We start from the raw sequence: 21,507 nt of genomic DNA, 5'->3' as shown, positions 1-21,507 counted from the left end.
TTCTACCTCAGTTTCAGGGTGGCAAGGCCGATCAGCACCAGAATCACGGTGATGATCCAGAAGCGGACGATCACCCGAGGCTCGGGCCAACCCTTGAGTTCAAAGTGGTGGTGGATCGGCGCCATGCGGAACACGCGCTTGCCGGTCAACTTGAAGGAGGCCACCTGGATCACCACCGACAGGGTCTCCATGACGAACACACCGCCCATGATGAACAGGACGATTTCCTGACGCACGATCACGGCGATGGTGCCCAGTGCGGCGCCCAGTGCCAGGGCACCGACGTCGCCCATGAACACCTGGGCCGGATAGGTGTTGAACCACAGAAAGCCCAGGCCGGCACCGATCAACGCGCCGCAGAACACAATCAGCTCACCTGCGCCCGGCACGTAAGGGATCAGCAGGTATTCAGCGAATTTCACGTTACCCGACAGGTAGCAGAAGATGCCCAGGGCGCCGCCAACCATCACCGTCGGCATGATCGCCAGGCCGTCGAGGCCGTCGGTGAGGTTCACCGCGTTGCTCGAGCCGACGATGACGAAGTAGGTCAGGACCACGAAACCGATACCCAGCGGGATGGTGACGTCTTTGAGCATTGGCACGATCAGGGTGGTTTCGACGCTGGTCGGAGCGGTCATGTACAGGAAGATTGCTGCGCCGAGGCCGAACACCGACTGCCAGAAATACTTCCAGCGGCTTGGCAGGCCGCGCGAGTTCTTCTCGATCACCTTGCGGTAGTCATCGACCCAGCCGATTGCGCCGAACAGCAGAGTGACGATCAGCACCACCCAGACATAACGGTTGGTCAGGTCGGCCCACAGCAGGGTACTGATGCCGATCGCGGAAAGAATCAGTGCGCCACCCATGGTCGGGGTGCCGGATTTGGACAGGTGCGATTGCGGGCCGTCGTTACGGACCGCTTGACCGATCTGGCGAATCTGCAGGGTACGGATCATCCATGGGCCCAGGCAAAGGGCCAGCGACAACGCGGTCAGTACACCAAGGATCCCGCGCAGGGACAGGTACTGGAAGACCGCGAAGCCTTTGTAGAACTGTTGCAGATACTCAGCCAGCAGCAGCAGCATTAATGTTTCTCCCCGCTGGAACCGCACAAAGCCGCCACGACGTTCTCCATCGCAGCGCTGCGCGAACCCTTGATCAAAATAGTGGTGTTGGTGGCCTGCTCGGCGGCGCGAACGGCGTCGATCAGGTCAGCTTGATTAGCGAAATGTCGGGCATTGGTGCCGAACGCTGCTACCGCGTGGGCCATGTTGCTGCCCACCGCATAGAGTGCCGAAACCTTGTCTTTGGCGTACTCGCCTACCTGCCGATGCCCTTCCTCAGCCCACTGGCCCAATTCGCCGATATCCCCGAGCACCAGGACGGTGCGGCCGGAAAAGCCGGCGAGTATATCAACGGCAGCGCACATGGAGGTGGGGTTTGCGTTGTAAGTGTCATCAATTACCCGCACACCGTTGGGCGCCATCTGCACCACAGTGCGGCCCTTGACCGGTTGCACGGCATTGAGGCCCTGGACGATACCGTCCAGCGTCAGACCAAAGGCATGGGCGGCAGCGGCGGCGGCCAGTGCATTGGCCACGTTGTGGGTACCGAGCAGGTTGAGCTGGACCCGCGCCACGTCCAGCGGGCTGTGCAGGTCGAACGACGGGCAACCACGCTCGTCGTGAGCAATGCTGCCAGCGTGGAAATCCGCGCCGGCGTTGTTCAGGGCGAAGGTCAGCACCGAGCGATTGCCGGCGCGCTTTTTCCAGATGGCGAAGGCCTTGTCATCAAGGTTCAATACCGCCACGCCATCCTGACCCAGACCTTCGAGGATCTCGCCCTTGGCTTCGACAATCTTCTCTGGCCCGCCGAACTCGCCGACATGAGCGGTTCCGGCATTGTTGATCAGCGCTACCTGTGGCTTGGTCAGGCCGACGGTATAGGCGATTTCACCGATGCGCGAGGCACCCAGCTCGATGACCGCCGCGGTATGCTCCGGGGCCAGTTCGAGCAGGGTCAGCGGTGCGCCGAAATCATTGTTGAGATTGCCGCGAGTGGCCAGCACCGGGCCACGGGTACGCAGAATGCTCGCAAGCATTTCCTTGACCGTGGTCTTGCCGCTGGAACCGGTGATGGCGGCAACCGGCTTGTCGAATGCGGCGCGGTTCAGCGCGCCCAGCTGGCCCAGGGCCAGGCGGGTGTCGCTAACCACCAGCTGCGGCAGGTTGCTGCCCGGCACTTCGCGCTGCACCAGGGCGGCGGCCGCGCCCTTGGCGGCAACGTCGTTCAGGTAGTCGTGACCGTCGAAGCGCGGCCCGGCCAGGGCGACAAACAGCTGCCCGGCAGTGATAGCGCGGCTGTCGATGCTGACGCCATTGAAGGTTGCATCCTGACCCTGCAGGCGGCCGTTGAGCGGCGCGGTCAGCTGGCTGAGGGACAATGGCTTAAGCATCGGGGGCCTCCCACACGGCAAGGGCTTTCTCGGCTTCGACCAGGTCGGAGAAGTCGTGACGCTCGCCGTTGATTTCCTGATAGTCCTCATGCCCCTTGCCGGCCAGGACGATGACATCGTCAACGCCAGCACTGGCAATCAACTGCGCAATGGCAGGGCCACGACCGGCAACGAATTCGACGGCATCGGCCTGGGCAAAGCCAGGGCGGATATCGGCGAAGATCTGCTGCGGATCTTCAGTACGCGGGTTGTCATCGGTGACCAGCACGCCATCCGCCAGGCGCTCGGCCACTTCGGCCATCAGCGGACGCTTACCGCGATCACGGTCGCCACCGCAGCCGAACAGGCACAGCAACTGGCCTTTGGCATGCGGGCGCAGTGCTTGCAACACCTGCTCCAGGGCATCGGGGGTATGCGCGTAATCGACCACCACCAGCGGCTTGCTGCCGCCACCCAGGCGCTGCATGCGCCCGACCGGGCCTTCCAGCACCGGGGTGACCTTGAGAATTTCGTCCAGCGGGTAATCCAGGGCCATCAAGGTGCCGACCGCCGCGAGCATGTTGCTCAGGTTGAAGCGCCCGAGCAGGCGGCTGCGCAGCGAGTGCTCACCTTGGGCAGTGACGATCACGGCGCGCACGCCATCATCATCGAAATGCGCTTCGCGGCAGTACAGCGAAGCGGCTGGATCCTTCAGGCTGTAGCTGATCAGGCGCGACTCACCCTGCTCGGCTGCCAGCCGCCGACCAAAGTCGTCATCGAGGTTGACCACCCGGCAACGCAGGTTCGGCCAGCCGAACAGGCGCGTCTTGGCGTCTTCGTAGGCCTGCATGCTGCCGTGGTAATCGAGGTGATCACGGGACAGGTTGGTCATCACCGCGATGTCGAATGCCAGGGCGGCGACCCGGCCCTGGTCCAGGGCATGGGAAGACACTTCCATGGCCACGGCCTTGGCCCCGGCCTTCTTCAGGTCGTTGAGGGTGGCCTGCACGGCGATCGGGTCCGGCGTGGTCAAGCGACCGCTTTGCAGGGCGCCATAGAAGCCGGTACCGAGGGTGCCGATCAGACCGCAGTGCTGACCGAGCAGGTCCAGCGCCTGGGCCACCAGCTGGGTGACGCTGGTCTTGCCGTTGGTACCGGTGACACCCACCAGGTCGAGCAGACGGCTTGGCTCACCATAGAAACGCCCGGCGATGTCCGAGAGTTGCGCCGCCAGGCCCTTGACCGGAATCAGCGGCACTTCGGTGATCGGCAGCACGGTGGCGCCTTCGGCTTCGTAGGCAACCGCCGCCGCACCGCGCTTGAGCGCGTCGGCAATGTGTTCACGGCCATCCATGCGCGTACCCGGCACCGCCAGGAACAGGTCGCCCGGGCGTACGTTACGGCTGTCCAGGGTCAGTTCGCGGATCGACGGATCGCGGCTGGCCTGGGTAAAAAGCTTGCTCAATGGCATCGTCATCAACCGCGCCCTCCTTTGGCGGGCGCAGCATTGACCTGCTGCGGTGGGGTTGCCGGCGGCAGGTTGTCCGGCGGAATGTTCATCAGGCGCAACGTACCGGACATGACCTTGCTAAATACCGGTGCCGATACCAGGCCACCGAAGTAGCCGCCTTTGCTCGGCTCGTCGATGACCACGACCACCGCATAGCGCGGATCGCTCATCGGCCCGAAGCCGGCGAACAGCGAACGGTACGAATTTTCGGTGTAGCCCTTGGAACCGATGGTGGCTTTACGCGCCGTACCCGACTTGCCACCCACGTGGTAGAACGGCACCTGGGCGCGGAACACCCCGCGCGGCGCTTCGATGACCTGCTGGACCATGCCCTGGATGGTCTCGGCGACTTCCTTGGGCACCACCTGGGTGGACTCCGGCGCCTTGTCGACCTTGAGAATGCTCAGCGGCACCATCTTGCCGTCATTGGCCAGCGCCGCGTAGGCATGCACCAGTTGCAGCGCGGTGACCGACAGGCCGTAGCCATAGGACAGGGTCGCGGTTTCGGCCTTGCGCCATTCACGGTGGTTCGGTAGGTTGCCGACGCGCTCGCCCGGGAACCCCAGGCCGGTGTATTGACCGAGACCCAACTGGGACATCACCCGGTAGATCGATTCGCCACCGATATCGAAGGCGATCTTGCTCATGCCGACGTTACTGGAGTTGATCAGGATGCCGGTCAGGTCAAGGATCGGCCCCTCGCTCCTGGACACGTCACGAATGGTGTAACGCCCCAGTTGCAGGGTGCCGGGATAGACCTCGACCTTGTCGGTCGGCTTCCAGCGCCCGCTCTGCAGGGCCGCGCTCATGGAAAGCGGCTTGACCGTCGAGCCGGGCTCGAAGACGTCGATGATCGCCCGGTTACGCATGGCCGCCGGGAACATGCTGCGGCGGTTGTTGGGGTTGTAGGTCGGCTGGTTGACCATGGCCAGCACTTCGCCGGTCTTGACGTCGAGAATCACCAGGCTGCCGGCCTTGGCTTCCTGTTCGGCAATGGCGTTGCGCAACTCGCGGGTGGCCAGGTATTGCAGGCGCAGGTCGATCGACAACGCCAAGGTCTTTCCGGCCTTGGCGTTTTTGGTTACCTGGATGTCCTTGATCAGCCGGCCGCGCCGGTCCTTGATCACCTGTCGCTTGCCGGGCACGCCGGCCAGCCATTCATCGTAGGCCAGCTCGACCCCTTCGCGACCGTGATCATCGAGGTCGGTAAAGCCGACCATGTGCGCGGCGACGTCGCCGGCCGGGTAGAAACGGCGGAATTCCTCGATGCCATAGACACCGGGGACTTTGAGATCGAGCACTACCTGGCCCTGCTCCGGGGTCAGGCCGCGGACCAGGTAGATGAATTCCTTGCTGGCCTGCTGCTCCAGGCGCGCCGCCAACTGCTGCGGGTTCTGCTTCAGCGCGGCGGCCAGGGCCGGCCAGCGCTCCTTGGCAGCCTGCATTTCTTTCGGGTTGGCCCACAGGGTGGTCACGGGAGTACTGACAGCCAGCGGCTCGCCATTACGGTCGGTGATCAGCCCGCGGTGCGCAGGAATAGGGATATGGCGCAGGCTGCGGGCATCGCCCTGGCCCTTGAGGAAGTCACGGTCGACCACCTGCAGGTCGATGATGCGCCAGGCAATTGCGCCGACCATCAGCGCCAGCAGGGCGATGACCACGCGGAACCGCCAGGGGTAGAGTGCGCCGTCGAGTTTCATCATGGCGCCACCATCCGCACTTCGTCAGCCGCCGGAATGCGCATCTTCAGCTGTTCGCTGGCGAGGTTCTCGATGCGGCTGTGGGCAGTCCAGGTGCTCTGTTCAAGAATCAGCCGGCCCCATTCGGCCTGCGCCTTGTCGCGCTCGCTGAGTTCGCCGTACAGGCTGTTGAGCAACTGACGGTTCCAGTGCGCGCTGTAGGACACCGCCACCGAGGAAACGAGCACGCCGATGAACAGCAGAAGCATCAGGAAGCTTCCGCCTGGCAAAGGCTTGGCGAACAAGCGGCTCACCGCAGCTTCTCGGCGACGCGCATGACCGCGCTACGCGAACGTGGGTTGGCCTTGAGCTCGGCCTCGGAGGCGAACTGGGCCTTGCCGTGGACCTTGATCTTCGGTTCGAAATGCTTGTGCTGGACCGGCAGGTTGCGCGGCAGGTTGTCGGCCTCGCCCTTGACCAGCTTGCGCATGAACAGTTTGACGATGCGGTCTTCCAGGGAGTGGAAGCTGATCACCACCAGCCGCCCACCGACTTCCAGTGCTTCGAGCGCAACATCAAGGCCGGCTTCGAGATCACCGAGCTCGTTGTTGACGTGAATGCGCAGGCCCTGGAAGGCACGGGTAGCCGGGTTCTTGCCCTTTTCCCAGGCCGGGTTGGCGACCTTGAGCACTTCGGCAAGGTCGGCGGTGCGGGTGAACGGGGTTTCTTCGCGGCGCAGTACCAAGGCACGGGCCATGCGTTTGGCAAAGCGCTCCTCGCCGTATTCCTTGAACACCCGGGCGATTTCTTCTTCGGGCGCGTTGGCAATGAACTCGGCAGCACTGACGCCACGGGTCGGGTCCATGCGCATGTCCAGCGGGCCATCGTTGAGGAAGCTGAAGCCACGCTCAGGGTCGTCCAGCTGAGGCGACGACACGCCCAGGTCGAGCAGGATGCCGCTGACCTTGCCGGCCAGGCCGCGCTCGGCGACTTCGGCGCCCAGCTCGGCAAAACTGCGCTGCACAATGACAAAGCGGCCGTCTTCGGCCGCCAGCGCTTGCCCGGTGGCAATCGCTTGAGGATCTTTGTCAAAACCCAGCAGCCGGCCCTGCGGCCCGAGCTTGCTGAGGATCAACCGGCTATGCCCGCCGCGTCCGAAGGTGCCATCGAGATAGCAGCCATCGGCGCGTACGGCGAGAGCCTCGACGGCTTCGTCAAGCAGTACGGTGATGTGGTTAAAGCCGCTATCTATAGTCACAGGATCAAATCACGCAGTTCATCAGGCATGGCGCCCGGTTGTTGGATAGCTGCAAGGTCGGCTGCCGAAACCGCGTTCCAGGCATCCTCGTCCCACAGCTGAAATTTGTTCAGTTGCCCCACCAGCATTGCCTTCTTGTCGAGCTTGGCGTACTCGCGCAAACGCGGCGGCACCAGGAAACGACCACTGCCATCAAGCTCCAGATCCACCGCATTGCCGATCAGCAAACGCTGCAGGCGACGGTTCTCTTCACGCAATGACGGCAAGGCGCGCAACTTGGCTTCAATCAGTTCCCACTCATCGAGCGGGTACACGCATAAACAGGGATCAACCGCATCGATGGTCACGATCAACTGCCCGGAACTACGCGAATCGAGCTCGTCACGGTACCGGCTCGGCATTGCGAGACGGCCCTTTGCGTCGAGGTTGATGGCGTTGGCTCCGCGGAACACGGCTGCGATTCCCCACAATGTTAGCGTTTTTGTGTCAGAAAACCCACTTCATGCCACTTTCTGCCACTTGCGCACACTATAGGAATCCGCCTACCACACCGTCAAGGCACGCTTATAAGGAAATCCCTTACAGATCGGAGATTTAGCGCGCACAGAGAAGATAGAAGGACAATTCGGAAGGGATTTTGACGAAAAAACTCAAACCCACTCAGACGGATAGAGTGAGAAGTTAAAGTAATTTATTAAGAGTAAGATTTTTTCGGTATTACGAAGACGCATCTGCTATCGATTCAAGCAGGAGGGAAGAGGTGGAGAGTCGATCTGTAAGCCGGGTTCTGTCGAGGACAGTCATTCCTCTACGACGGCCATCACTGGACGCCTTTAGCAACCTACCCGGTTCCAACGCGGGCCGCGCCATATGGAACCCTATTTGGTCTTGCTCCGAGTGGGGTTTACCTAGCCATGAACTGTTGCCAGTCATGCGGTGCGCTCTTACCGCACCTTTTCACCCTTACCGGCACCGAAGTGCTTAGGCGGTTATTTTCTGTGGCACTTTCCGTAGGCTCGCGCCCCCCAGGCATTACCTGGCACTCTGCCCTATGGAGCCCGGACTTTCCTCCCCCCTCTATTGCGGAACAATAGAAGGCAGCGACTGTCCAATCGACTCTCCGCCGCAAAGGTTAACGGTAGCGGGCGCCAAGAACAAGCGATAAAACCAATAATAGCACTATAACATCAGTGGTCTTTCTGTTTTTCCAGCGCCACCTGGTACAGCAGGTTCTTGCGCACACCGGTGATTTCCGCCGCCAGCGCCGCGGCGCGCTTGAGCGGCATCTCCGCCAGCAGCAGGTCGAGGATGCGCATCGCCTCGGTGCTTACCGCCTGCTCATCCTCCGGCGCGGTATAGCCCGCCACCAGCACCACGCACTCGCCACGCTGCTGATTGCTGTCGGCCTCGACGAAGGCGCGCAGTTCAGCCAGCGGCAAGCCCTTGAGGGTCTCGAAGGTCTTGGTCAGCTCGCGGGCCAGCAGCGCCGGACGCTCACCCCCGAACACCTCTTCCATATCCTGCAGGCATTCGAGAATCCGGTGCGGCGCTTCGTAGAAGATCAGCGTCCGCGGTTCTTCCTTTACCTGACTCAGGCGCGCACGACGTCCTACCGCCTTGGCCGGCAGGAAGCCTTCGAAGATGAACCGGTCCGACGGCAGGCCAGCGGCCGACAGCGCCGCGATCAGCGCGCAGGCGCCAGGCACCGGCACCACCGATATGCCCGCGGCACGGGCCTGGCGCACCAGGTGATAGCCAGGGTCGGAAATCAGCGGCGTGCCGGCATCGGAAATCAGTGCGACGTTGTCCCCGGCCAGCAAACGGGTGAGAAAGCGGCTGCCCTCATCACGCTCGTTGTGCTCATGGCAGGCGGCCAAGGGGGTATTGATACCAAAGTGTTGCAACAGACGAATGGAGTGACGGGTGTCCTCGGCGGCAATCAGCGCCACATCGCCGAGCACCTTGAGCGCCCGGGCACTCATGTCATCCAGGTTGCCGATCGGCGTGGCCACCACGTAAAGCGTGCCCGAAGTGGATTGGGAAGCCCCTGGAACATCAGTCACTGCACACACCTGTCATCATGATCAAAGCGCCATTGTAGCCCGAGACTCGGCAACATTGGGCAATCAGGATTGCCGCAAACCGGCGCTCCACGACCTATATTGAAGGATTAACGCCAGCAAGATCGCGCCCCGGCCAGCGCTTGGGTACAATTGCCAGTTAATTTGATCGAGTAACAGGACCCTTACATGATCGCTTGCCTGCGGCTGCTCACAGCCCTTTGCCTCGCCGCCCTGCTGGCAGCCTGCGCCAGCTCGCCCTCGTCGAGCCTCGGCGAACTGCCGCGCACACCGGATGCCAGCATCGAGCAACTGCTTGAACAGGCCACCACCAGCAAGACGCCGGAGCAAGCTGCACTGCTGCGCCTGAGCGCCGCCGACCTGGCCTACAAGCAAAAGGACAATGCCCGCGCCGCGCGCATCCTCGAGCAAGTGCCACTGGAGCAGCTCAAACCGGCCCAGCAGATCTTCGCCAGCACTCTGGCGGCAGAACTGGCCATGAGCCGCAACCAGCCGAAGTTGGCCCTGACCGCCCTGAGCCACCCGAGCCTGGCGCGCCTCAACGAGCTGCCGGAAGATCAACAGATCCGTACCCGCAGCGTGCATGCCGCGGTGCTCGAAGCCAATGGCCAGCCCCTGGCTGCCGCCCAGGAGCGCGCGCAACTGACGCCGTTGCTCAAGGGTGATGCCGCCAATACCAACAACGACGCGATCTGGAACCTGGTAGCGGCAGTCCCGCGCGACCAGCTCAAAGACCTGAGCACCGGCACCGACACCATGGCCGGCTGGGCCAGCCTGGCCCTGGCAGTAAAAGGCGCCGGCACCGTCGAGCAGCAACAAGCCGCCATCGATGCCTGGCGCGCCCAGCACGCCGATCACCCGGCCGCCGCCCAGCTGCCGCCCTCGCTGATCAAACTGATGGAGCTGACCAGCCAGCCGCTGACCAAGATCGCCCTGCTGCTGCCACAGGAAGGCCAACTGGCCGGTGTGGCCCGCGCCCTGCGTGACGGCTTCATGGCTGCGCACTTCCAGGCCCAGCAAGCCGGGCAGAAGCCGCCAACCATCGAAGTCTTCGACAGCTCGCGACTGACCTCGCTGGATGACTTCTATCGCCAGGCCCAGGCCTCGGGCGTGCAACTGGTGGTTGGCCCGCTGGAAAAACCGCTGGTGAAAAAGCTCGCCGCCTACCCGCAGCTGCCTATTACCACCCTGGCCCTGAACTACAGCGACGTAGGCCAGAAAGGCCCGGAGCAGCTGTATCAGTTCGGTCTCGCCGCCGAAGACGAAGCCCGTGAAGTGTCCCGTCGCGCCCGCGCCGACGGCATGGTTCGCGCCGTAGCCCTGGTGCCAAAAGGTGAATGGGGCGACCGCGTGCTCAAGGCCTTCCGCCAGGACTGGGAAGCCAACGGCGGCAGCCTGCTGGCCGCCCAGCACATCGATCAGCCAGTGGCCCTGGCTCAGCAGATCGCTGACCTGTTCCAGCTGCGCCAGAGCGAAGGCCGCGCCAAGAGCCTGCAAAACACTGTAGGCGGTGCGGTATCGGCCCAGCCTTCGCGCCGCCAGGACATCGACTTCATCTTCCTTGCCGCCACCCCGCAGCAAGGCCAGCAGATCAAGCCGACCCTGAACTTCCAGTACGCCGGCGATGTTCCGGTGTACGCCACCTCGCACGTGTACAGCGCCAGCGGCGACGTCAACCAGTACAACGACCTCACCGGCGTGCGCTTCTGCGATACCCCGTGGCTGCTCGACAGCGGCAATCCGCTGCGTCAGCAGGTCGAGCGCCAGTGGCCACAAGCTGCCGGCAGCCTGGGCCGCCTGTACGCCATGGGCATCGACGCCTTCAGCCTGGCACCGCGTCTGGGCCAGCTGCGCGCGCTGCCTGAAAACCGCATCGACGGCTTGTCCGGCAGCCTGAGCATGAACGAGAACCAGCGCATCGAGCGGCAACTGCCCTGGGCCGAGTTCTCCGGCGGCCAGGTCAAACGCCTGCCCGACACCCCACGCTGATGCCCGACAGTTCGCGCCAACAGGCCGGCCAGGCCGCCGAACGGCAAGCCCTTGAATACCTTCAAGGGCAAGGCCTGCGGCTGCTGGCGCAGAACTGGCGATGCAAACGCGGCGAGCTTGATCTGGTCATGCTCGACAGCGATACAGTAGTATTCGTCGAAGTCCGCTACCGGCTGCACGCGGACTTTGGCGGTGCGCTCGCCAGTATCGACGGGCGCAAGCAGGACAAACTGGTGCTAGCCGCCGAGTCTTTTCTGCAAAAGGAAACACGCTGGGCCAATCACCCCTGCCGTTTCGATGTCATCGCCTTGCAAGGCAGAGGTCATTCGGGCCCACCGCTGGACTGGCTGAAAAATGCCTTCGAGTGTTGAACCCGCCATACCCGCGCCCCATTACCCCTACAACTTTTTTGCTCTTTGCTTCACGGGCTGCACAGTCATGTGCCGGGACCTTTTTTGTATACTCCCGACGCGCCCGGCCAGCCGCCCTACTTAAGGTCACACTGATGGACATGCAATCCCGAATTCGCCAGCTTTTTCAGGCCAGCATCAACACCAAGCAACAGGCGATGGAAGTCCTTGCACCACACATCGAGCAAGCCAGTCAGGTTATGGTCAATGCGCTGCTCAACGAGGGCAAGATGCTTGCCTGCGGTAACGGCGGCTCGGCCGGCGATGCCCAGCACTTCTCTTCCGAACTGCTCAACCGCTTCGAGCGCGAACGCCCGAGCCTGCCGGCCATCGCCCTGACCACCGACAGCTCGACCATCACCTCGATCGCCAACGACTACAGCTACAACGAAATCTTCTCCAAGCAGATCCGCGCCCTGGGCCAACCCGGCGATGTGTTGCTGGCGATTTCGACCAGCGGTAACTCGGCGAACGTTATTCAGGCGATCCAGGCCGCACATGATCGCGAAATGATTGTCGTAGCTCTGACCGGACGCGATGGCGGCGGCATGGCCTCGCTGCTGCTGCCTGAAGACGTCGAGATTCGCGTACCGGCCAACGTCACCGCACGTATCCAGGAAGTCCACCTGCTGGCGATCCACTGCCTCTGCGACCTGATCGACAGCCAATTGTTCGGGAGTGAAGAATGACCCCTAACCGCCTCGGCCTGATGGCCCTGACCCTGTGCCTGAGCCTCACTGCTTGCAGCTCGGTGCTCACCGCCACCCGCGACAAGCCGATCGAGGACGACCGCGGCACCCGCACCTTCGGCAGCAAGATCGATGACTCGCTGATCGAAACCAAGGTATCGGTCAACGTTGCCAAGGCCAGCCCTGACCTGGACAAGAGCTCGCACATTGTCGTCAGCAGCTTCAACGGTATCGTCCTGCTCGCCGGACAAACTCCGCGCGCCGACCTCAAGAGCCTGGCCGAACAGGCCGCAGGCCAGGTCCAGCGAGTGAAGAAGGTGCACAACGAACTGCAGGTGCTGCCGCCCTCCTCGATCCTGGCGCGTAACAACGACGCTTGGCTGACCACCAAGATCAAGACCCAGATGCTCACCGACAGCAACATTCCCGGCTCGCGCATCAAGGTGATCACCGAGAACGGTATCGTCTACATGCTCGGCCTGCTGACCCAACAGGAAGCCACCCGCGCCACCAACCTGGTGCAGGGTGTGTCGGGCGTGCAGAAGATCGTCAAACTGTTCGAATACATCGACTGATAAACCCATTGCGGGGCAAGCCCGCTCCCACCTGTGGGAGCGGGCTTGCCCCGCGATCCAACCATCTCTAGGAAGTCCCCATGAAAAACGGCCTGCTGCCAACCTTGCTGATTGGCGCCTTCGCCACCCTGGCCGGCTGCTCCACCCCAAGCCAGATCACCCTCAACGACGGCCGCGAATTCCAGGCAGTCGACGCGCCTCGCTACGATCGCGCCGCCGGCTTCTACGAATTCAAGCAACTCGATGGCAAGGTGATCAAGGTCAACAAGGACCAGGTCCGCACCATCACCGACCTGTAATCCAGGCCGGGCAGACACAAAAAAGGCGATCCCTGCGGATCGCCTTTTTTGTTACTTGACCACCTTCAGGCTCGGACGCCCGCTTGGCCGTGGCGGCTGGCCGCCACTGGTAGGCGGACCGTCGTCATCCGGCTCGACGGTATCGTCATCTTCTTCGTCTTCATCGTCGAGCAGCGGCGGCTCGAGCTCGAAGACCATGCCCTGGCCGTTTTCCCGGGCATAAATACCCAGAATCGCACCCGCCGGCACGAACAGGGTGTGGGCAACGCCGCCAAAGCGGCCCTCGAAGCTCACTGCTTCGTTATCCATGTGCAGGTGACGTACGGCACTGGGTGAGATGTTCAGGACGATCTGGCCGTCACTGGCGAAGCTCTGGGGTACCTGGACGGCCGGGTATTCGGCATTGACCAGCATATGCGGCGTGCAGTCGTTGTCCACGATCCACTCATAGAGTGCACGTACCAAATAGGGGCGACTGGAGTTCATCGACAGCTCCTTAAAACCTAGCGCATTTCACGTTCAGCAGCGGACAGGCTTGCCTGGAAGGCTTCGCGGGCAAACTGTCGCTCCATGTAATCGAGCAACGGCTTGGCCGGCCGCGGCAGTTCGATACCCAACACCGGCAAACGCCAGAGTATGGGCAGTAGACAACAATCGACCAGACTTTGCTCCTCACTGAGGAAACAAGGCTTGTCGGCAAACAACGGCGACACCCCGGTCAGGCTCTCGCGCAATTCCTTGCGCGCCTGCACGCGTGCAGGCTCCTTGCTGCGCGGGTCGAGTATGAGGTCGACCAGTGCACACCAGTCGCGCTGGATGCGGTGAATCAGCAGGCGGCTGTTGGCCCGCGCCACCGGATACACCGGCAACAGTGGCGGGTGCGGGTAACGCTCATCGAGGTATTCCATCACCACGGTCGACTCGTACAACGCCAGGTCGCGATCGACCAGGGTTGGCACGCTGCCATAGGGGTTCACTTCAACCAGCTTGGGCGGCAGGCGACCAGGATCGACGTTGATGATCTCGACACTGACACCCTTCTCGGCGAGAACGATGCGCACCCGATGAGAATAATGGTCAGCGGGGTCGGAGTAGCAGGCTAACCGGTTGGTCACGCCCATAGTGGTCCTCCTCGCGTATGAATTTATAAATGCTGCAAATGCAAACGCGCCCTGCGGGCGCCCCTGTGAATCCAGAGGCGCCCCAGGGCGCGTTCAACTACCAGAAACTACTGCGTGATCAGTGCACGTCCTTCCAGTATTCGCGCTTGAGCAGATAAGCGAATACGAAGAAGAAGGCCAGATACAGCAGCACATAGGTACCGATGCGCTGGCTTTCCAGTTTGACCGGGTTAGCCGAGTAAGCCAGGAAGGTCACCAGGTTCTTGACCTTCTCGTCGAACTGCTCTGGCGTCAGGGTACCGGATTTCGGCTCCACGGTCAGCTGGTCACATGCTTCATGAGTCAACGGCGAGCCGGTCAGCGGGTCATATTGCTTCTTGCCATCGACCACGGTCTGCACTTGCTTGCAGCCAATCACCTGGTTGCCTTGCAGGCCAACCAGCACGTTGGGCATGCCGACGTTCGGGAAAACCTTGTTGTTCACCCCGTACGGACGCGACTTGTCCTCATAGAAACTGCGCAGGTAGCTGTACAGCCAGTCGGTGCCACGCACGCGGGCAACCAGGGTCAGGTCAGGCGGAGCGGCACCGAACCAGGTCTTGGCATCGTCAGGCTTCATGCCGATCTTCATGTGGTCGCCAATCTTGGCCCCAGTGAACACCAGCTTCTCGAGCATCAGCTCGTGAGGAATACCCAGGTCGTCAGCCACTCGCTCGTAACGCTGGAACTTGGCGCTGTGGCAACCCATGCAATAGTTGGCAAAGGTGCGTGCGCCGTCCTGCATGGCGGCCTTGTCGGTCAGGTCGATATCGACCTTGTCCAGCTCCAGGCCGTGTTCGGCGGCGAAGGTCAACGCGGGCATCACTGCCAGAATCAATACTGCAAATAGCTTTTTCATCAGCCAGTCACCCTTTCCGGAACCGGTTTGGTCTTCTCGAGCCGGGTGTAGAACGGCATCAGAAGGAAGTAGGCGAAATACAGGAAGGTGCACACCTGCGACAGCAGCGTACGGCCCGGGGTAGGCGCCAGAACGCCGAGCACACCGAGGATCACGAACGAGATGCAGAACACCAGCAGCCAGGTCTTGCTCATCCAGCCCTTGTAGCGCATGGACTTGACCGGGCTGCGATCCAGCCACGGCAGGACGAACAGCACGGCAATCGCAGCGCCCATGGCAATTACGCCGAGCAGCTTGTCCGGAACCGCCCGCAAGATCGCGTAGAACGGCGTGAAGTACCAGACCGGGGCAATGTGCTCAGGGGTCTTGAAGGCGTTGGCCTGTTCGAAGTTCGGTTTCTCCAGGAAGTAACCGCCCATTTCCGGGAAGAAGAACACGATGGCGCAGAACACGAAGAGGAACACGACGACGCCGACGATATCCTTCACGGTGTAGTAAGGGTGGAACGCGATACCGTCCAGCGGAACGCCGTTTTCATCCTTGAGCTTCTTGATGTCGACGCCATCAGGGTTGTTCGAACCCACTTCGTGCAGCGCCAGGATGTGCAGCACCACCAAGCCGAGAATGACGATCGGCAGGGCCACCACATGCAAGGCGAAGAAGCGGTTCAGGGTGATGCCGGAGATCAGGTAGTCACCACGGATCCACTGGGTCAGGTCGTCGCCGATCACCGGAATGGCACCGAACAGCGAGATGATCACCTGGGCACCCCAGTAGGACATCTGGCCCCACGGCAGCAGGTAGCCCATGAAGGCCTCGGCCATCAGTGCCAGGTAGATCAGCATGCCGAACACCCACACCAGCTCGCGAGGCTTCTGGTACGAGCCGTACAGCAGGCCGCGGAACATGTGCAGGTAGACCACGATGAAGAACGCCGAAGCGCCGGTGGAGTGCAGGTAGCGCAGGATCCAGCCGTATTCGACGTCACGCATGATGTATTCGACCGAGGCGAATGCCTCTTCGGCCGACGGCGTGAAGCTCATGGTCAGCCACACACCGGTGACGATCTGGTTGACCAGCACCAGCAGTGCCAGGGAGCCGAAGAAGTAGAAGAAGTTGAAGTTCTTCGGCGCGTAATACTTGCTGAGATGGTCTTCCCACATTTTGGTCGCGGGGAAGCGGGCGTCAACCCAGTCCATTAACTTACTCATCACGCGTTCTCCTGATCGACGCCGACGACGATAATGTCGTCCGACTCATAAGAGTGCGGCGGCACTGGCAGATTGAGCGGCGCCGGCTGAGATTTGTAGACGCGGCCAGCCAGGTCGTAGTGGGAACCGTGGCACGGGCAGAAGTAGCCGCCGACCCACTTCGGACCCAGGTCGACAGGTGCCACTTCCGGACGGAAGGTTGGCGAGCAGCCCAGGTGGGTGCACAAACCGACGAGCACCAGGATCTCCGGCTTGATCGAGCGGTTCGACGGATCGACATAAGTCGGTTGAACCGATGCCTTGGACTCAGGGTCGGAGAGGTCGCCGGTGATCTTCTTGAGGTTACCGAGGATCTCTTCGGTACGGCGGACGATGAACACCGGTTGGCCGCGCCACTCAGCAATCATCTGCTGACCAGGCTCTACCTTGGCGATATTGACCTTCACCGGTGCACCTGCGGCTTTCGCCTTGGCACTGGGGAACCATGACCCTACGAACGGGACCGCAGCCCCCACCGCTCCTGCAGCACCCACCACGGACGTGGCTGCTACGAGGAAGCGACGCCGGCCTGCATTGACGCCGTCATTGCTCATTCAGTCCTCTCCCATCAGCTTTATGGCCTGTTGCAACAGGCATCTACTAAGTAATTTCTGAACTGCTAAAAATTTGCCGCATGGTAATGAAAAGACCCTTCTCTGACAAGGTGATTAGCCTTGTGCCACCCCGCTATCCCTTGTAACTCTTGACTTGCGTCTATGCGGCAAGTTGTCACAGCAAACAACAGCATAGTTATTCAAGACATAAAAAAAGCCCGGTTCCACCAGGAACCGGGCTTTTTTTGAACACCGAAGCGAAATTAACGCTTGGAGTACTGAGGACGCTTACGTGCTTTACGCAGACCCACTTTCTTACGCTCGACTTCACGAGCGTCGCGGGTGACGAAGCCAGCACGACGCAGAGCGCCACGCAGGGTTTCGTCGTAGTCCATCAGTGCACGGGTGATACCGTGACGGATCGCACCGGCCTGGCCGCTGACACCACCACCGATAACGGTGACGTAGATGTCGAACTTTTCGGTGGTCTCGGTCAGTTCCAGCGGCTGGCGTACTACCATGCGCGCGGTTTCACGACCGAAGAACACGTCCAGAGAACGGTTGTTGATGGAGATGTTACCGGTACCTGGACGCAGGAAAACGCGAGCGGTTGCGGTCTTGCGACGGCCAGTGCCGTAATTTTGAGTCGCCGACATAATGAACTATTCCGTTAAATCTTCAGTTCTTGGGGCTGCTGAGCAGTATGAGGGTGAGCAGCGCCCGCATAGACTTTCAGCTTACGGTACATGTCGCGACCCAGTGGGTTCTTAGGCAGCATGCCTTTAACCGCGGTCTCGATCACGCGCTCTGGGGCCTTGGCGATCAACTTCTCGAAGTTGATTTCCTTGATACCGCCCGGGAAGCCGGAGTGGGAGTAGTACATTTTGTCCGAAGTCTTGGCACCAGTGACGCGAACCTGCTCGGCGTTGATGACGACGATGTAGTCGCCGGTGTCAACGTGAGGAGTGTACTCTGGCTTGTGCTTGCCACGCAGACGGCTCGCGATCTCAGTGGCCAGACGACCCAGGGTCTTGCCAGCAGCGTCAACGACGAACCAGTCACGCTTTACTGTTTCCGGTTTAGCAGTAAAAGTTTTCATTCTTTATAGCCTCAGGGGCCGCCCAGCGAAAATAAGACGGCAGATCTTACTGGATAGTGCGCACCTTGACAAGTCAAGGACACAGCCGCACACGGACGCTATCGGGGGCTCGGGTCAGCGCGTCCAATATTCGGCAGGGTTCTTCTATGGAGCGGGGCATCACTTCCGCTGCACGGAGAGGGGCTGAATTATCCAGATTGCGAAAAAAAATTCAACCTGCTTTTATGCTTCTTTTAGACAGGAAGCAGCCGAATGGACTATCGCCAGCTGGGCCGAACCGATCTCAACGTCAGCGCCCTGTGCCTGGGCAGCATGACCTGGGGCGAGCAGAACGACCAGGCCCAGGCCTTCGCCCAGATCGAACGGGCCAAGGCCGCCGGGATCAATTTCATCGATACTGCCGAGATGTATCCCGTCCCTCCCCGCCCGGAAACCTACGCCGCCACCGAGCGCATGATCGGCAACTGGTTCAGCCAGCGCGGCGACCGTGCCCAGTGGATCCTGGCCAGCAAGGTGGCCGGGCCCGGCAACGGCATCAACCATATTCGCGACGGCCTGCTCAAGCACAACCGCCAGCACATCGTCGCCGCCCTGGACGACAGCCTCAAGCGCCTGCAGACCGACTGGATCGACCTCTACCAGTTGCACTGGCCCGAGCGCAGCACCAACTTCTTCGGCAAGCTGGGTTACCAGCACGCGCCGCAGGACCTGTTCACCCCGCTGGAAGAAACCCTCGAGGTGCTCGACGAACAGGTCAAGGCCGGCAAGATCCGCCACATCGGCCTGTCCAACGAAACCCCGTGGGGCACCATGAAATTCCTGCAGTTGGCCGAAAGCCGTGGCTGGAGCCGTGCGGTTTCAATCCAGAACCCCTACAACCTGCTCAACCGCAGCTTCGAGGTGGGCCTGGCGGAGATCGCCATCCGCGAACAGTGCGGCCTGCTGGCCTACTCGCCACTGGCCTTCGGCATGCTCTCGGGCAAGTACGAGAACGGCGCGCGCCCGGCCGCAGGGCGCCTGACCCTGTTCAGCCGCTTCTCGCGCTACTCCAACCCGCAAACCGTGGCCGCCTGCAGCCGCTACGTGAAGCTGGCCCACGACCACGGCCTGGACCCGGCCCAGATGGCCCTGGCGTTCGTCACCCGCCAGCCGTTCGTGACCAGCAACATCATCGGCGCCACGACCCTCGAGCAACTGGACAGCAACCTGGCCAGCTTCGACCTGAAGCTCAGCGACGAGCTGCTGGCGGGCATCGAGGCCATCCATCAGGACCAGCCCAACCCCGCGCCCTGAGACGCGATCCCGGTTCCCACAAACAAGGTGGGAACCGAGGGTAGACACAATCGCCAAAAAATAAGACGATCCAGCCGGTGATTGACCACTCTACCCTATAAGAATAAAGAAAATGATGTTTACCCAACCCACGGCGTCCTTGCGGCGCGTCAGTATCCTGGCCATCGACAATGTCTTCGCATCGACCCTGATGCAGGCCAAGGATTTCTTCCACCTGGCCAGCCTGCGCTACGGCAAGCAGTTGGGCCTGGGCCTGCAACCGATGTTCGAAACCCGCCTGGTGAGCCCTGACGGCCAGCCTGTGCGTAGTTTCAGCGATGTGATGCTGCCGGTCGACAGCGGCCTGGAACAGGCCGACATCATCATCCTGCCGGCCTTCTGGGACGACTTCGATGCCCTCTGCCAGCGCTACCCGCAAGTACTGCCCTGGCTACGTGAGCAGCACGCCCGCGGCGCCGTGCTCTGTGGCGAAGCCAGCGGCGTGTTCTGGCTGGCCGAGGCCGGGCTGCTCGATGGCAAGGAGGCGACCACCTACTGGCGTTTCTTCAACCAGTTCGAAGAACGCTTCCCCAAGGTCAGCCTCAACCAGGACAAGCACCTGACCGACGCCGACAACCTCTACTGCGCCGGCGGCACTACTTCTGCCTGCGACCTGTACATCTACCTGATCGAGCGATTCTGCGGCGCCAACGTGGCGCAAGCGGTGGCCCGCGACATCCTCTACGAAGTGCAGCGCAACTACACCCCGGGGCGCATGGGCTTTGGCGGGCAGAAACTGCACCAGGACCTGATCATCCTGCAGATCCAGCACTGGCTCGAAGAGCATTTCGCCGACAAGTTCCGCTTCGAGGACGTGGCCCGCAACCACGGCATGAGCATCCGCAACTTCATGCGTCGCTTCCAGAGCGCCACCGGCGACAAGCCGCTGCACTACCTGCAACGGCTGCGGATCGAAACGGCCAAGGGCTTGCTGTCGGGCACGCGCAAGAGCATCAAGACCATCAGCTATGAAGTTGGCTATGACGATGCGAGTTTCTTTGCCCGGTTGTTCAGGCAGCACACGGAGTTGTCGCCGAATCAGTATCGGCAGCAGTTTATGCAGGAGGCCTGAAAGGCCTCCTCAGCTTCAAGCTTCAAGCCTCAAGCTTCAAGCGGCAAGCAAGAGCAGGATCAAGAGCAGCGCGCGGTTGGCTCTTGATCCTGCTTGCAGCTTGAAGCTTGAAACTTGCAGCTGCTTTTAAGGCTTATGCGCCCGCGACAGGAATTCGTGGGACTGCATTTCCAGCAAGCGGCTCAGGGTCCGCTGGAATTCGAAGGTCAGGCGACCACCGGTGTACAGGTCCTTGAGCTCAACCTCGGCCGAGATGATCAGCTTGACGTTGCGGTCATAGAATTCGTCGACCATGTTGATGAAGCGCCGGGCGATGTCATCGGTCGCCACGCTCATCTGCTCGACGTCGCTCAGCAGCACGGCATGGAAGATCTTGCCCAGTTCGATGTAGTCGTTCTGGCTGCGCGGGCCGTCGCACAGTTCGCGGAATTCGAACCAGGCCACGTCGTCACAGGTGCGCAGGGCACGAATTTCACGGTTCTCGATCACCAGTACATCGTTCTCGACCGCCTGGGTGCATTCCGGCGTCAGCGCGCGGAAGCTCTTGCGCAGGCTTTCGTGGGCCGCTTCGTCGAGCGGGAAGTGGAACAGCTCGGCCTGCTCCAGGTGGCGCAAGCGGTAGTCGACGCCGCTGTCGACGTTGACGATCTCGGTGTTCTGCTTGATCAGGGCAATTGCCGGCAGGAAGCGCGCACGCTGCAGGCCGTCCTTGTACAAGCCGTCCGGGACGATGTTGGAGGTGGCCACCAGGGTCACGCCGTTCTTGAACAGCTCCTCCATCAGGGTGCCGAGGATCATCGCGTCGGTAATGTCGGAGACGAAGAATTCGTCGAAACAGATCACCCGGGCCTCATCGGAAAAACGCTTGGCGATGATGGTCAGCGGGTTCTTCTCGCCCTTGAGGGTTTTCATTTCCTCGTGGACGCGCTTCATGAAGCGGTGGAAGTGCGTACGCACTTTCTGCTTGAACGGCAGCGCCTCGAAGAAGGTATCGACCAGGTAGGTCTTGCCGCGGCCTACCCCACCCCAGAAGTACAAGCCCTTGACCGGTGCCTGGTCCTTCTTGCCGAACAATTTGCCGAACACGCCCGGCTTGTTGTTCTGCGCCGCGATCAGATCGTCGTACAGGCGCTGCAGATGACGCACTGCAGTTTCCTGCGCCGCGTCATGGAAGAATTCGGGACGTTTCAGATCTGCTTGATATCGTTCTAGGGGCGTCATAATTCGTTAGCAAGGTAACAAAAACGGGCCGTCACT

Annotated in this window: 23 protein-coding genes and 1 other RNA gene; 7 read left to right on the top strand and 17 right to left on the bottom strand. The window is 61.4% G+C overall.

All coding sequences use genetic code 11. The annotated features are described in order from the left end of the window. Positions 1-2 precede the first annotated feature (2 nt). The 9 genes from mraY to rsmI all read right to left on the bottom strand — a co-directional run bounded on the left by mraY (position 3) and on the right by rsmI (position 8,944). The gene (gene mraY, locus JV241A_RS04265) at positions 3-1,085 is read right to left on the bottom strand and encodes a phospho-N-acetylmuramoyl-pentapeptide-transferase (protein WP_115085430.1); all 1,083 of its coding nucleotides are present in this window, start codon (positions 1,083-1,085) and stop codon (positions 3-5) included. Then, complete coding sequence (murF, locus tag JV241A_RS04260) at positions 1,085-2,455, bottom strand: UDP-N-acetylmuramoyl-tripeptide--D-alanyl-D-alanine ligase (RefSeq protein ID WP_134061429.1); 1,371 nt, start codon at positions 2,453-2,455, stop codon at positions 1,085-1,087. The genes mraY and murF overlap by 1 nt, the downstream gene beginning before the upstream one ends. Next, positions 2,448-3,911 carry a UDP-N-acetylmuramoyl-L-alanyl-D-glutamate--2,6-diaminopimelate ligase gene (locus JV241A_RS04255; protein WP_115085428.1) on the bottom strand — a complete coding sequence of 488 codons (1,464 nt, stop codon included), beginning with the start codon at positions 3,909-3,911 and terminating at the stop codon, positions 2,448-2,450. Before JV241A_RS04255 ends, murF begins: the two co-directional genes overlap by 8 nt. Further along, a complete protein-coding gene (locus JV241A_RS04250) occupies positions 3,911-5,644 on the bottom strand; it encodes a penicillin-binding protein 2 (RefSeq protein ID WP_166675647.1) in 1,734 nt (577 codons plus the stop codon). Before JV241A_RS04250 ends, JV241A_RS04255 begins: the two co-directional genes overlap by 1 nt. After that, positions 5,644-5,937, bottom strand: coding sequence for a cell division protein FtsL (gene ftsL / locus JV241A_RS04245; RefSeq protein ID WP_115085426.1), 294 nt, complete (start codon positions 5,935-5,937; stop codon positions 5,644-5,646). The genes JV241A_RS04250 and ftsL overlap by 1 nt, the downstream gene beginning before the upstream one ends. Then, positions 5,934-6,875 (bottom strand): 16S rRNA (cytosine(1402)-N(4))-methyltransferase RsmH, encoded by a 942-nt coding sequence (gene rsmH, locus JV241A_RS04240; protein WP_134061484.1) that lies wholly within the window; start codon positions 6,873-6,875, stop codon positions 5,934-5,936. The genes ftsL and rsmH overlap by 4 nt, the downstream gene beginning before the upstream one ends. Positions 6,876-6,877: 2 nt before the next feature. Then, the gene (gene mraZ, locus JV241A_RS04235) at positions 6,878-7,333 is read right to left on the bottom strand and encodes a division/cell wall cluster transcriptional repressor MraZ (RefSeq protein WP_010220775.1); all 456 of its coding nucleotides are present in this window, start codon (positions 7,331-7,333) and stop codon (positions 6,878-6,880) included. Positions 7,334-7,641: 308 nt separating this feature from the next. Then, positions 7,642-8,001, bottom strand: an RNA gene (gene rnpB / locus JV241A_RS04230) — RNase P RNA component class A. A gap of 67 nt (positions 8,002-8,068) precedes the next feature. Continuing rightward, positions 8,069-8,944: a 16S rRNA (cytidine(1402)-2'-O)-methyltransferase gene (gene rsmI / locus JV241A_RS04225; protein WP_115085425.1), complete on the bottom strand. Its 876-nt coding sequence runs from the start codon at positions 8,942-8,944 to the stop codon at positions 8,069-8,071. Positions 8,945-9,130: 186 nt separating this feature from the next. Between rsmI and JV241A_RS04220 the strand changes: the two genes are divergently transcribed. From JV241A_RS04220 to JV241A_RS04200, 5 genes are all read left to right on the top strand, one after another. Further along, the gene (locus JV241A_RS04220; protein WP_115085424.1) at positions 9,131-10,951 is read left to right on the top strand and encodes a penicillin-binding protein activator; all 1,821 of its coding nucleotides are present in this window, start codon (positions 9,131-9,133) and stop codon (positions 10,949-10,951) included. Then, a complete protein-coding gene (locus JV241A_RS04215) occupies positions 10,951-11,322 on the top strand; it encodes a YraN family protein (protein ID WP_045197304.1) in 372 nt (123 codons plus the stop codon). The genes JV241A_RS04220 and JV241A_RS04215 overlap by 1 nt, the downstream gene beginning before the upstream one ends. 134 nt (positions 11,323-11,456) lie before the next feature. Continuing rightward, positions 11,457-12,050 (top strand): phosphoheptose isomerase, encoded by a 594-nt coding sequence (locus tag JV241A_RS04210; protein WP_115085423.1) that lies wholly within the window; start codon positions 11,457-11,459, stop codon positions 12,048-12,050. Further along, positions 12,047-12,625, top strand: coding sequence for a BON domain-containing protein (locus tag JV241A_RS04205; RefSeq protein WP_134061428.1), 579 nt, complete (start codon positions 12,047-12,049; stop codon positions 12,623-12,625). The genes JV241A_RS04210 and JV241A_RS04205 overlap by 4 nt, the downstream gene beginning before the upstream one ends. Before the next feature lie 80 nt (positions 12,626-12,705). Beyond that, the gene (locus JV241A_RS04200; RefSeq protein WP_038998857.1) at positions 12,706-12,924 is read left to right on the top strand and encodes a YgdI/YgdR family lipoprotein; all 219 of its coding nucleotides are present in this window, start codon (positions 12,706-12,708) and stop codon (positions 12,922-12,924) included. Between the two features lie 51 nt (positions 12,925-12,975). Here JV241A_RS04200 and JV241A_RS04195 read toward each other — a convergent pair whose 3' ends face one another. From JV241A_RS04195 to rplM, 7 genes are all read right to left on the bottom strand, one after another. Further along, positions 12,976-13,410: a ClpXP protease specificity-enhancing factor gene (locus JV241A_RS04195; protein ID WP_115085421.1), complete on the bottom strand. Its 435-nt coding sequence runs from the start codon at positions 13,408-13,410 to the stop codon at positions 12,976-12,978. Between the two features lie 17 nt (positions 13,411-13,427). Further along, the gene (locus JV241A_RS04190) at positions 13,428-14,045 is read right to left on the bottom strand and encodes a glutathione S-transferase N-terminal domain-containing protein (RefSeq protein WP_010220766.1); all 618 of its coding nucleotides are present in this window, start codon (positions 14,043-14,045) and stop codon (positions 13,428-13,430) included. Between the two features lie 118 nt (positions 14,046-14,163). Beyond that, complete coding sequence (locus JV241A_RS04185; RefSeq protein ID WP_134061427.1) at positions 14,164-14,943, bottom strand: cytochrome c1; 780 nt, start codon at positions 14,941-14,943, stop codon at positions 14,164-14,166. Next, positions 14,943-16,154 carry a cytochrome bc complex cytochrome b subunit gene (locus JV241A_RS04180; RefSeq protein ID WP_115085419.1) on the bottom strand — a complete coding sequence of 404 codons (1,212 nt, stop codon included), beginning with the start codon at positions 16,152-16,154 and terminating at the stop codon, positions 14,943-14,945. The genes JV241A_RS04185 and JV241A_RS04180 overlap by 1 nt, the downstream gene beginning before the upstream one ends. Beyond that, positions 16,154-16,747 carry a ubiquinol-cytochrome c reductase iron-sulfur subunit gene (gene petA, locus JV241A_RS04175; RefSeq protein WP_010220763.1) on the bottom strand — a complete coding sequence of 198 codons (594 nt, stop codon included), beginning with the start codon at positions 16,745-16,747 and terminating at the stop codon, positions 16,154-16,156. The genes JV241A_RS04180 and petA overlap by 1 nt, the downstream gene beginning before the upstream one ends. 263 nt (positions 16,748-17,010) lie before the next feature. Next, positions 17,011-17,403, bottom strand: coding sequence for a 30S ribosomal protein S9 (gene rpsI, locus JV241A_RS04170; RefSeq protein WP_115085418.1), 393 nt, complete (start codon positions 17,401-17,403; stop codon positions 17,011-17,013). Positions 17,404-17,417: 14 nt separating this feature from the next. Next, complete coding sequence (gene rplM / locus JV241A_RS04165; protein WP_115085417.1) at positions 17,418-17,846, bottom strand: 50S ribosomal protein L13; 429 nt, start codon at positions 17,844-17,846, stop codon at positions 17,418-17,420. A 252-nt stretch (positions 17,847-18,098) separates the two neighbouring features. Between rplM and JV241A_RS04160 the strand changes: the two genes are divergently transcribed. Further along, entirely contained in the window at positions 18,099-19,139 is a 1,041-nt protein-coding gene (locus tag JV241A_RS04160) for an NADP(H)-dependent aldo-keto reductase (protein ID WP_115085416.1), read from the top strand. A 214-nt stretch (positions 19,140-19,353) separates the two neighbouring features. Next, positions 19,354-20,250 (top strand): GlxA family transcriptional regulator, encoded by an 897-nt coding sequence (locus JV241A_RS04155; protein ID WP_166675646.1) that lies wholly within the window; start codon positions 19,354-19,356, stop codon positions 20,248-20,250. 126 nt (positions 20,251-20,376) lie between these two features. Here JV241A_RS04155 and zapE read toward each other — a convergent pair whose 3' ends face one another. Then, positions 20,377-21,471, bottom strand: a complete 1,095-nt coding sequence (zapE, locus tag JV241A_RS04150) for a cell division protein ZapE (protein WP_115085415.1) — start codon at positions 21,469-21,471, stop codon at positions 20,377-20,379. Positions 21,472-21,507: the final 36 nt, after the last annotated feature.

It is taken from the genome of Pseudomonas sp. JV241A (genome assembly GCF_900275665.1).
GTDB classification, from domain to species: Bacteria; Pseudomonadota; Gammaproteobacteria; order Pseudomonadales; family Pseudomonadaceae; genus Aquipseudomonas; species Aquipseudomonas wadenswilerensis.
The sequence above is the reverse complement of the archived record's forward strand: the minus strand, read 5'-3'. Positions and strand labels throughout refer to the sequence as shown.

Excerpts from the sequence above, each read along its gene's own strand:
- mraY (WP_115085430.1), bottom strand. The coding sequence starts at position 1,085 with ATGCTGCTGCTGCTGGCTGAGTATCTGCAACAGTTCTACAAAGGCTTC.
- murF (WP_134061429.1), bottom strand. The coding sequence starts at position 2,455 with ATGCTTAAGCCATTGTCCCTCAGCCAGCTGACCGCGCCGCTCAACGGC.
- JV241A_RS04255 (WP_115085428.1), bottom strand. The coding sequence starts at position 3,911 with ATGACGATGCCATTGAGCAAGCTTTTTACCCAGGCCAGCCGCGATCCG.
- JV241A_RS04250 (WP_166675647.1), bottom strand. The coding sequence starts at position 5,644 with ATGAAACTCGACGGCGCACTCTACCCCTGGCGGTTCCGCGTGGTCATC.
- JV241A_RS04220 (WP_115085424.1), top strand. The coding sequence starts at position 9,131 with ATGATCGCTTGCCTGCGGCTGCTCACAGCCCTTTGCCTCGCCGCCCTG.
- JV241A_RS04215 (WP_045197304.1), top strand. The coding sequence starts at position 10,951 with ATGCCCGACAGTTCGCGCCAACAGGCCGGCCAGGCCGCCGAACGGCAA.
- JV241A_RS04210 (WP_115085423.1), top strand. The coding sequence starts at position 11,457 with ATGGACATGCAATCCCGAATTCGCCAGCTTTTTCAGGCCAGCATCAAC.
- JV241A_RS04205 (WP_134061428.1), top strand. The coding sequence starts at position 12,047 with ATGACCCCTAACCGCCTCGGCCTGATGGCCCTGACCCTGTGCCTGAGC.
- JV241A_RS04200 (WP_038998857.1), top strand. The coding sequence starts at position 12,706 with ATGAAAAACGGCCTGCTGCCAACCTTGCTGATTGGCGCCTTCGCCACC.
- JV241A_RS04195 (WP_115085421.1), bottom strand. The coding sequence starts at position 13,410 with ATGAACTCCAGTCGCCCCTATTTGGTACGTGCACTCTATGAGTGGATC.
- JV241A_RS04190 (WP_010220766.1), bottom strand. The coding sequence starts at position 14,045 with ATGGGCGTGACCAACCGGTTAGCCTGCTACTCCGACCCCGCTGACCAT.
- JV241A_RS04185 (WP_134061427.1), bottom strand. The coding sequence starts at position 14,943 with ATGAAAAAGCTATTTGCAGTATTGATTCTGGCAGTGATGCCCGCGTTG.
- JV241A_RS04180 (WP_115085419.1), bottom strand. The coding sequence starts at position 16,154 with ATGAGTAAGTTAATGGACTGGGTTGACGCCCGCTTCCCCGCGACCAAA.
- petA (WP_010220763.1), bottom strand. The coding sequence starts at position 16,747 with ATGAGCAATGACGGCGTCAATGCAGGCCGGCGTCGCTTCCTCGTAGCA.
- rpsI (WP_115085418.1), bottom strand. The coding sequence starts at position 17,403 with ATGTCGGCGACTCAAAATTACGGCACTGGCCGTCGCAAGACCGCAACC.
- rplM (WP_115085417.1), bottom strand. The coding sequence starts at position 17,846 with ATGAAAACTTTTACTGCTAAACCGGAAACAGTAAAGCGTGACTGGTTC.
- JV241A_RS04160 (WP_115085416.1), top strand. The coding sequence starts at position 18,099 with ATGGACTATCGCCAGCTGGGCCGAACCGATCTCAACGTCAGCGCCCTG.
- zapE (WP_115085415.1), bottom strand. The coding sequence starts at position 21,471 with ATGACGCCCCTAGAACGATATCAAGCAGATCTGAAACGTCCCGAATTC.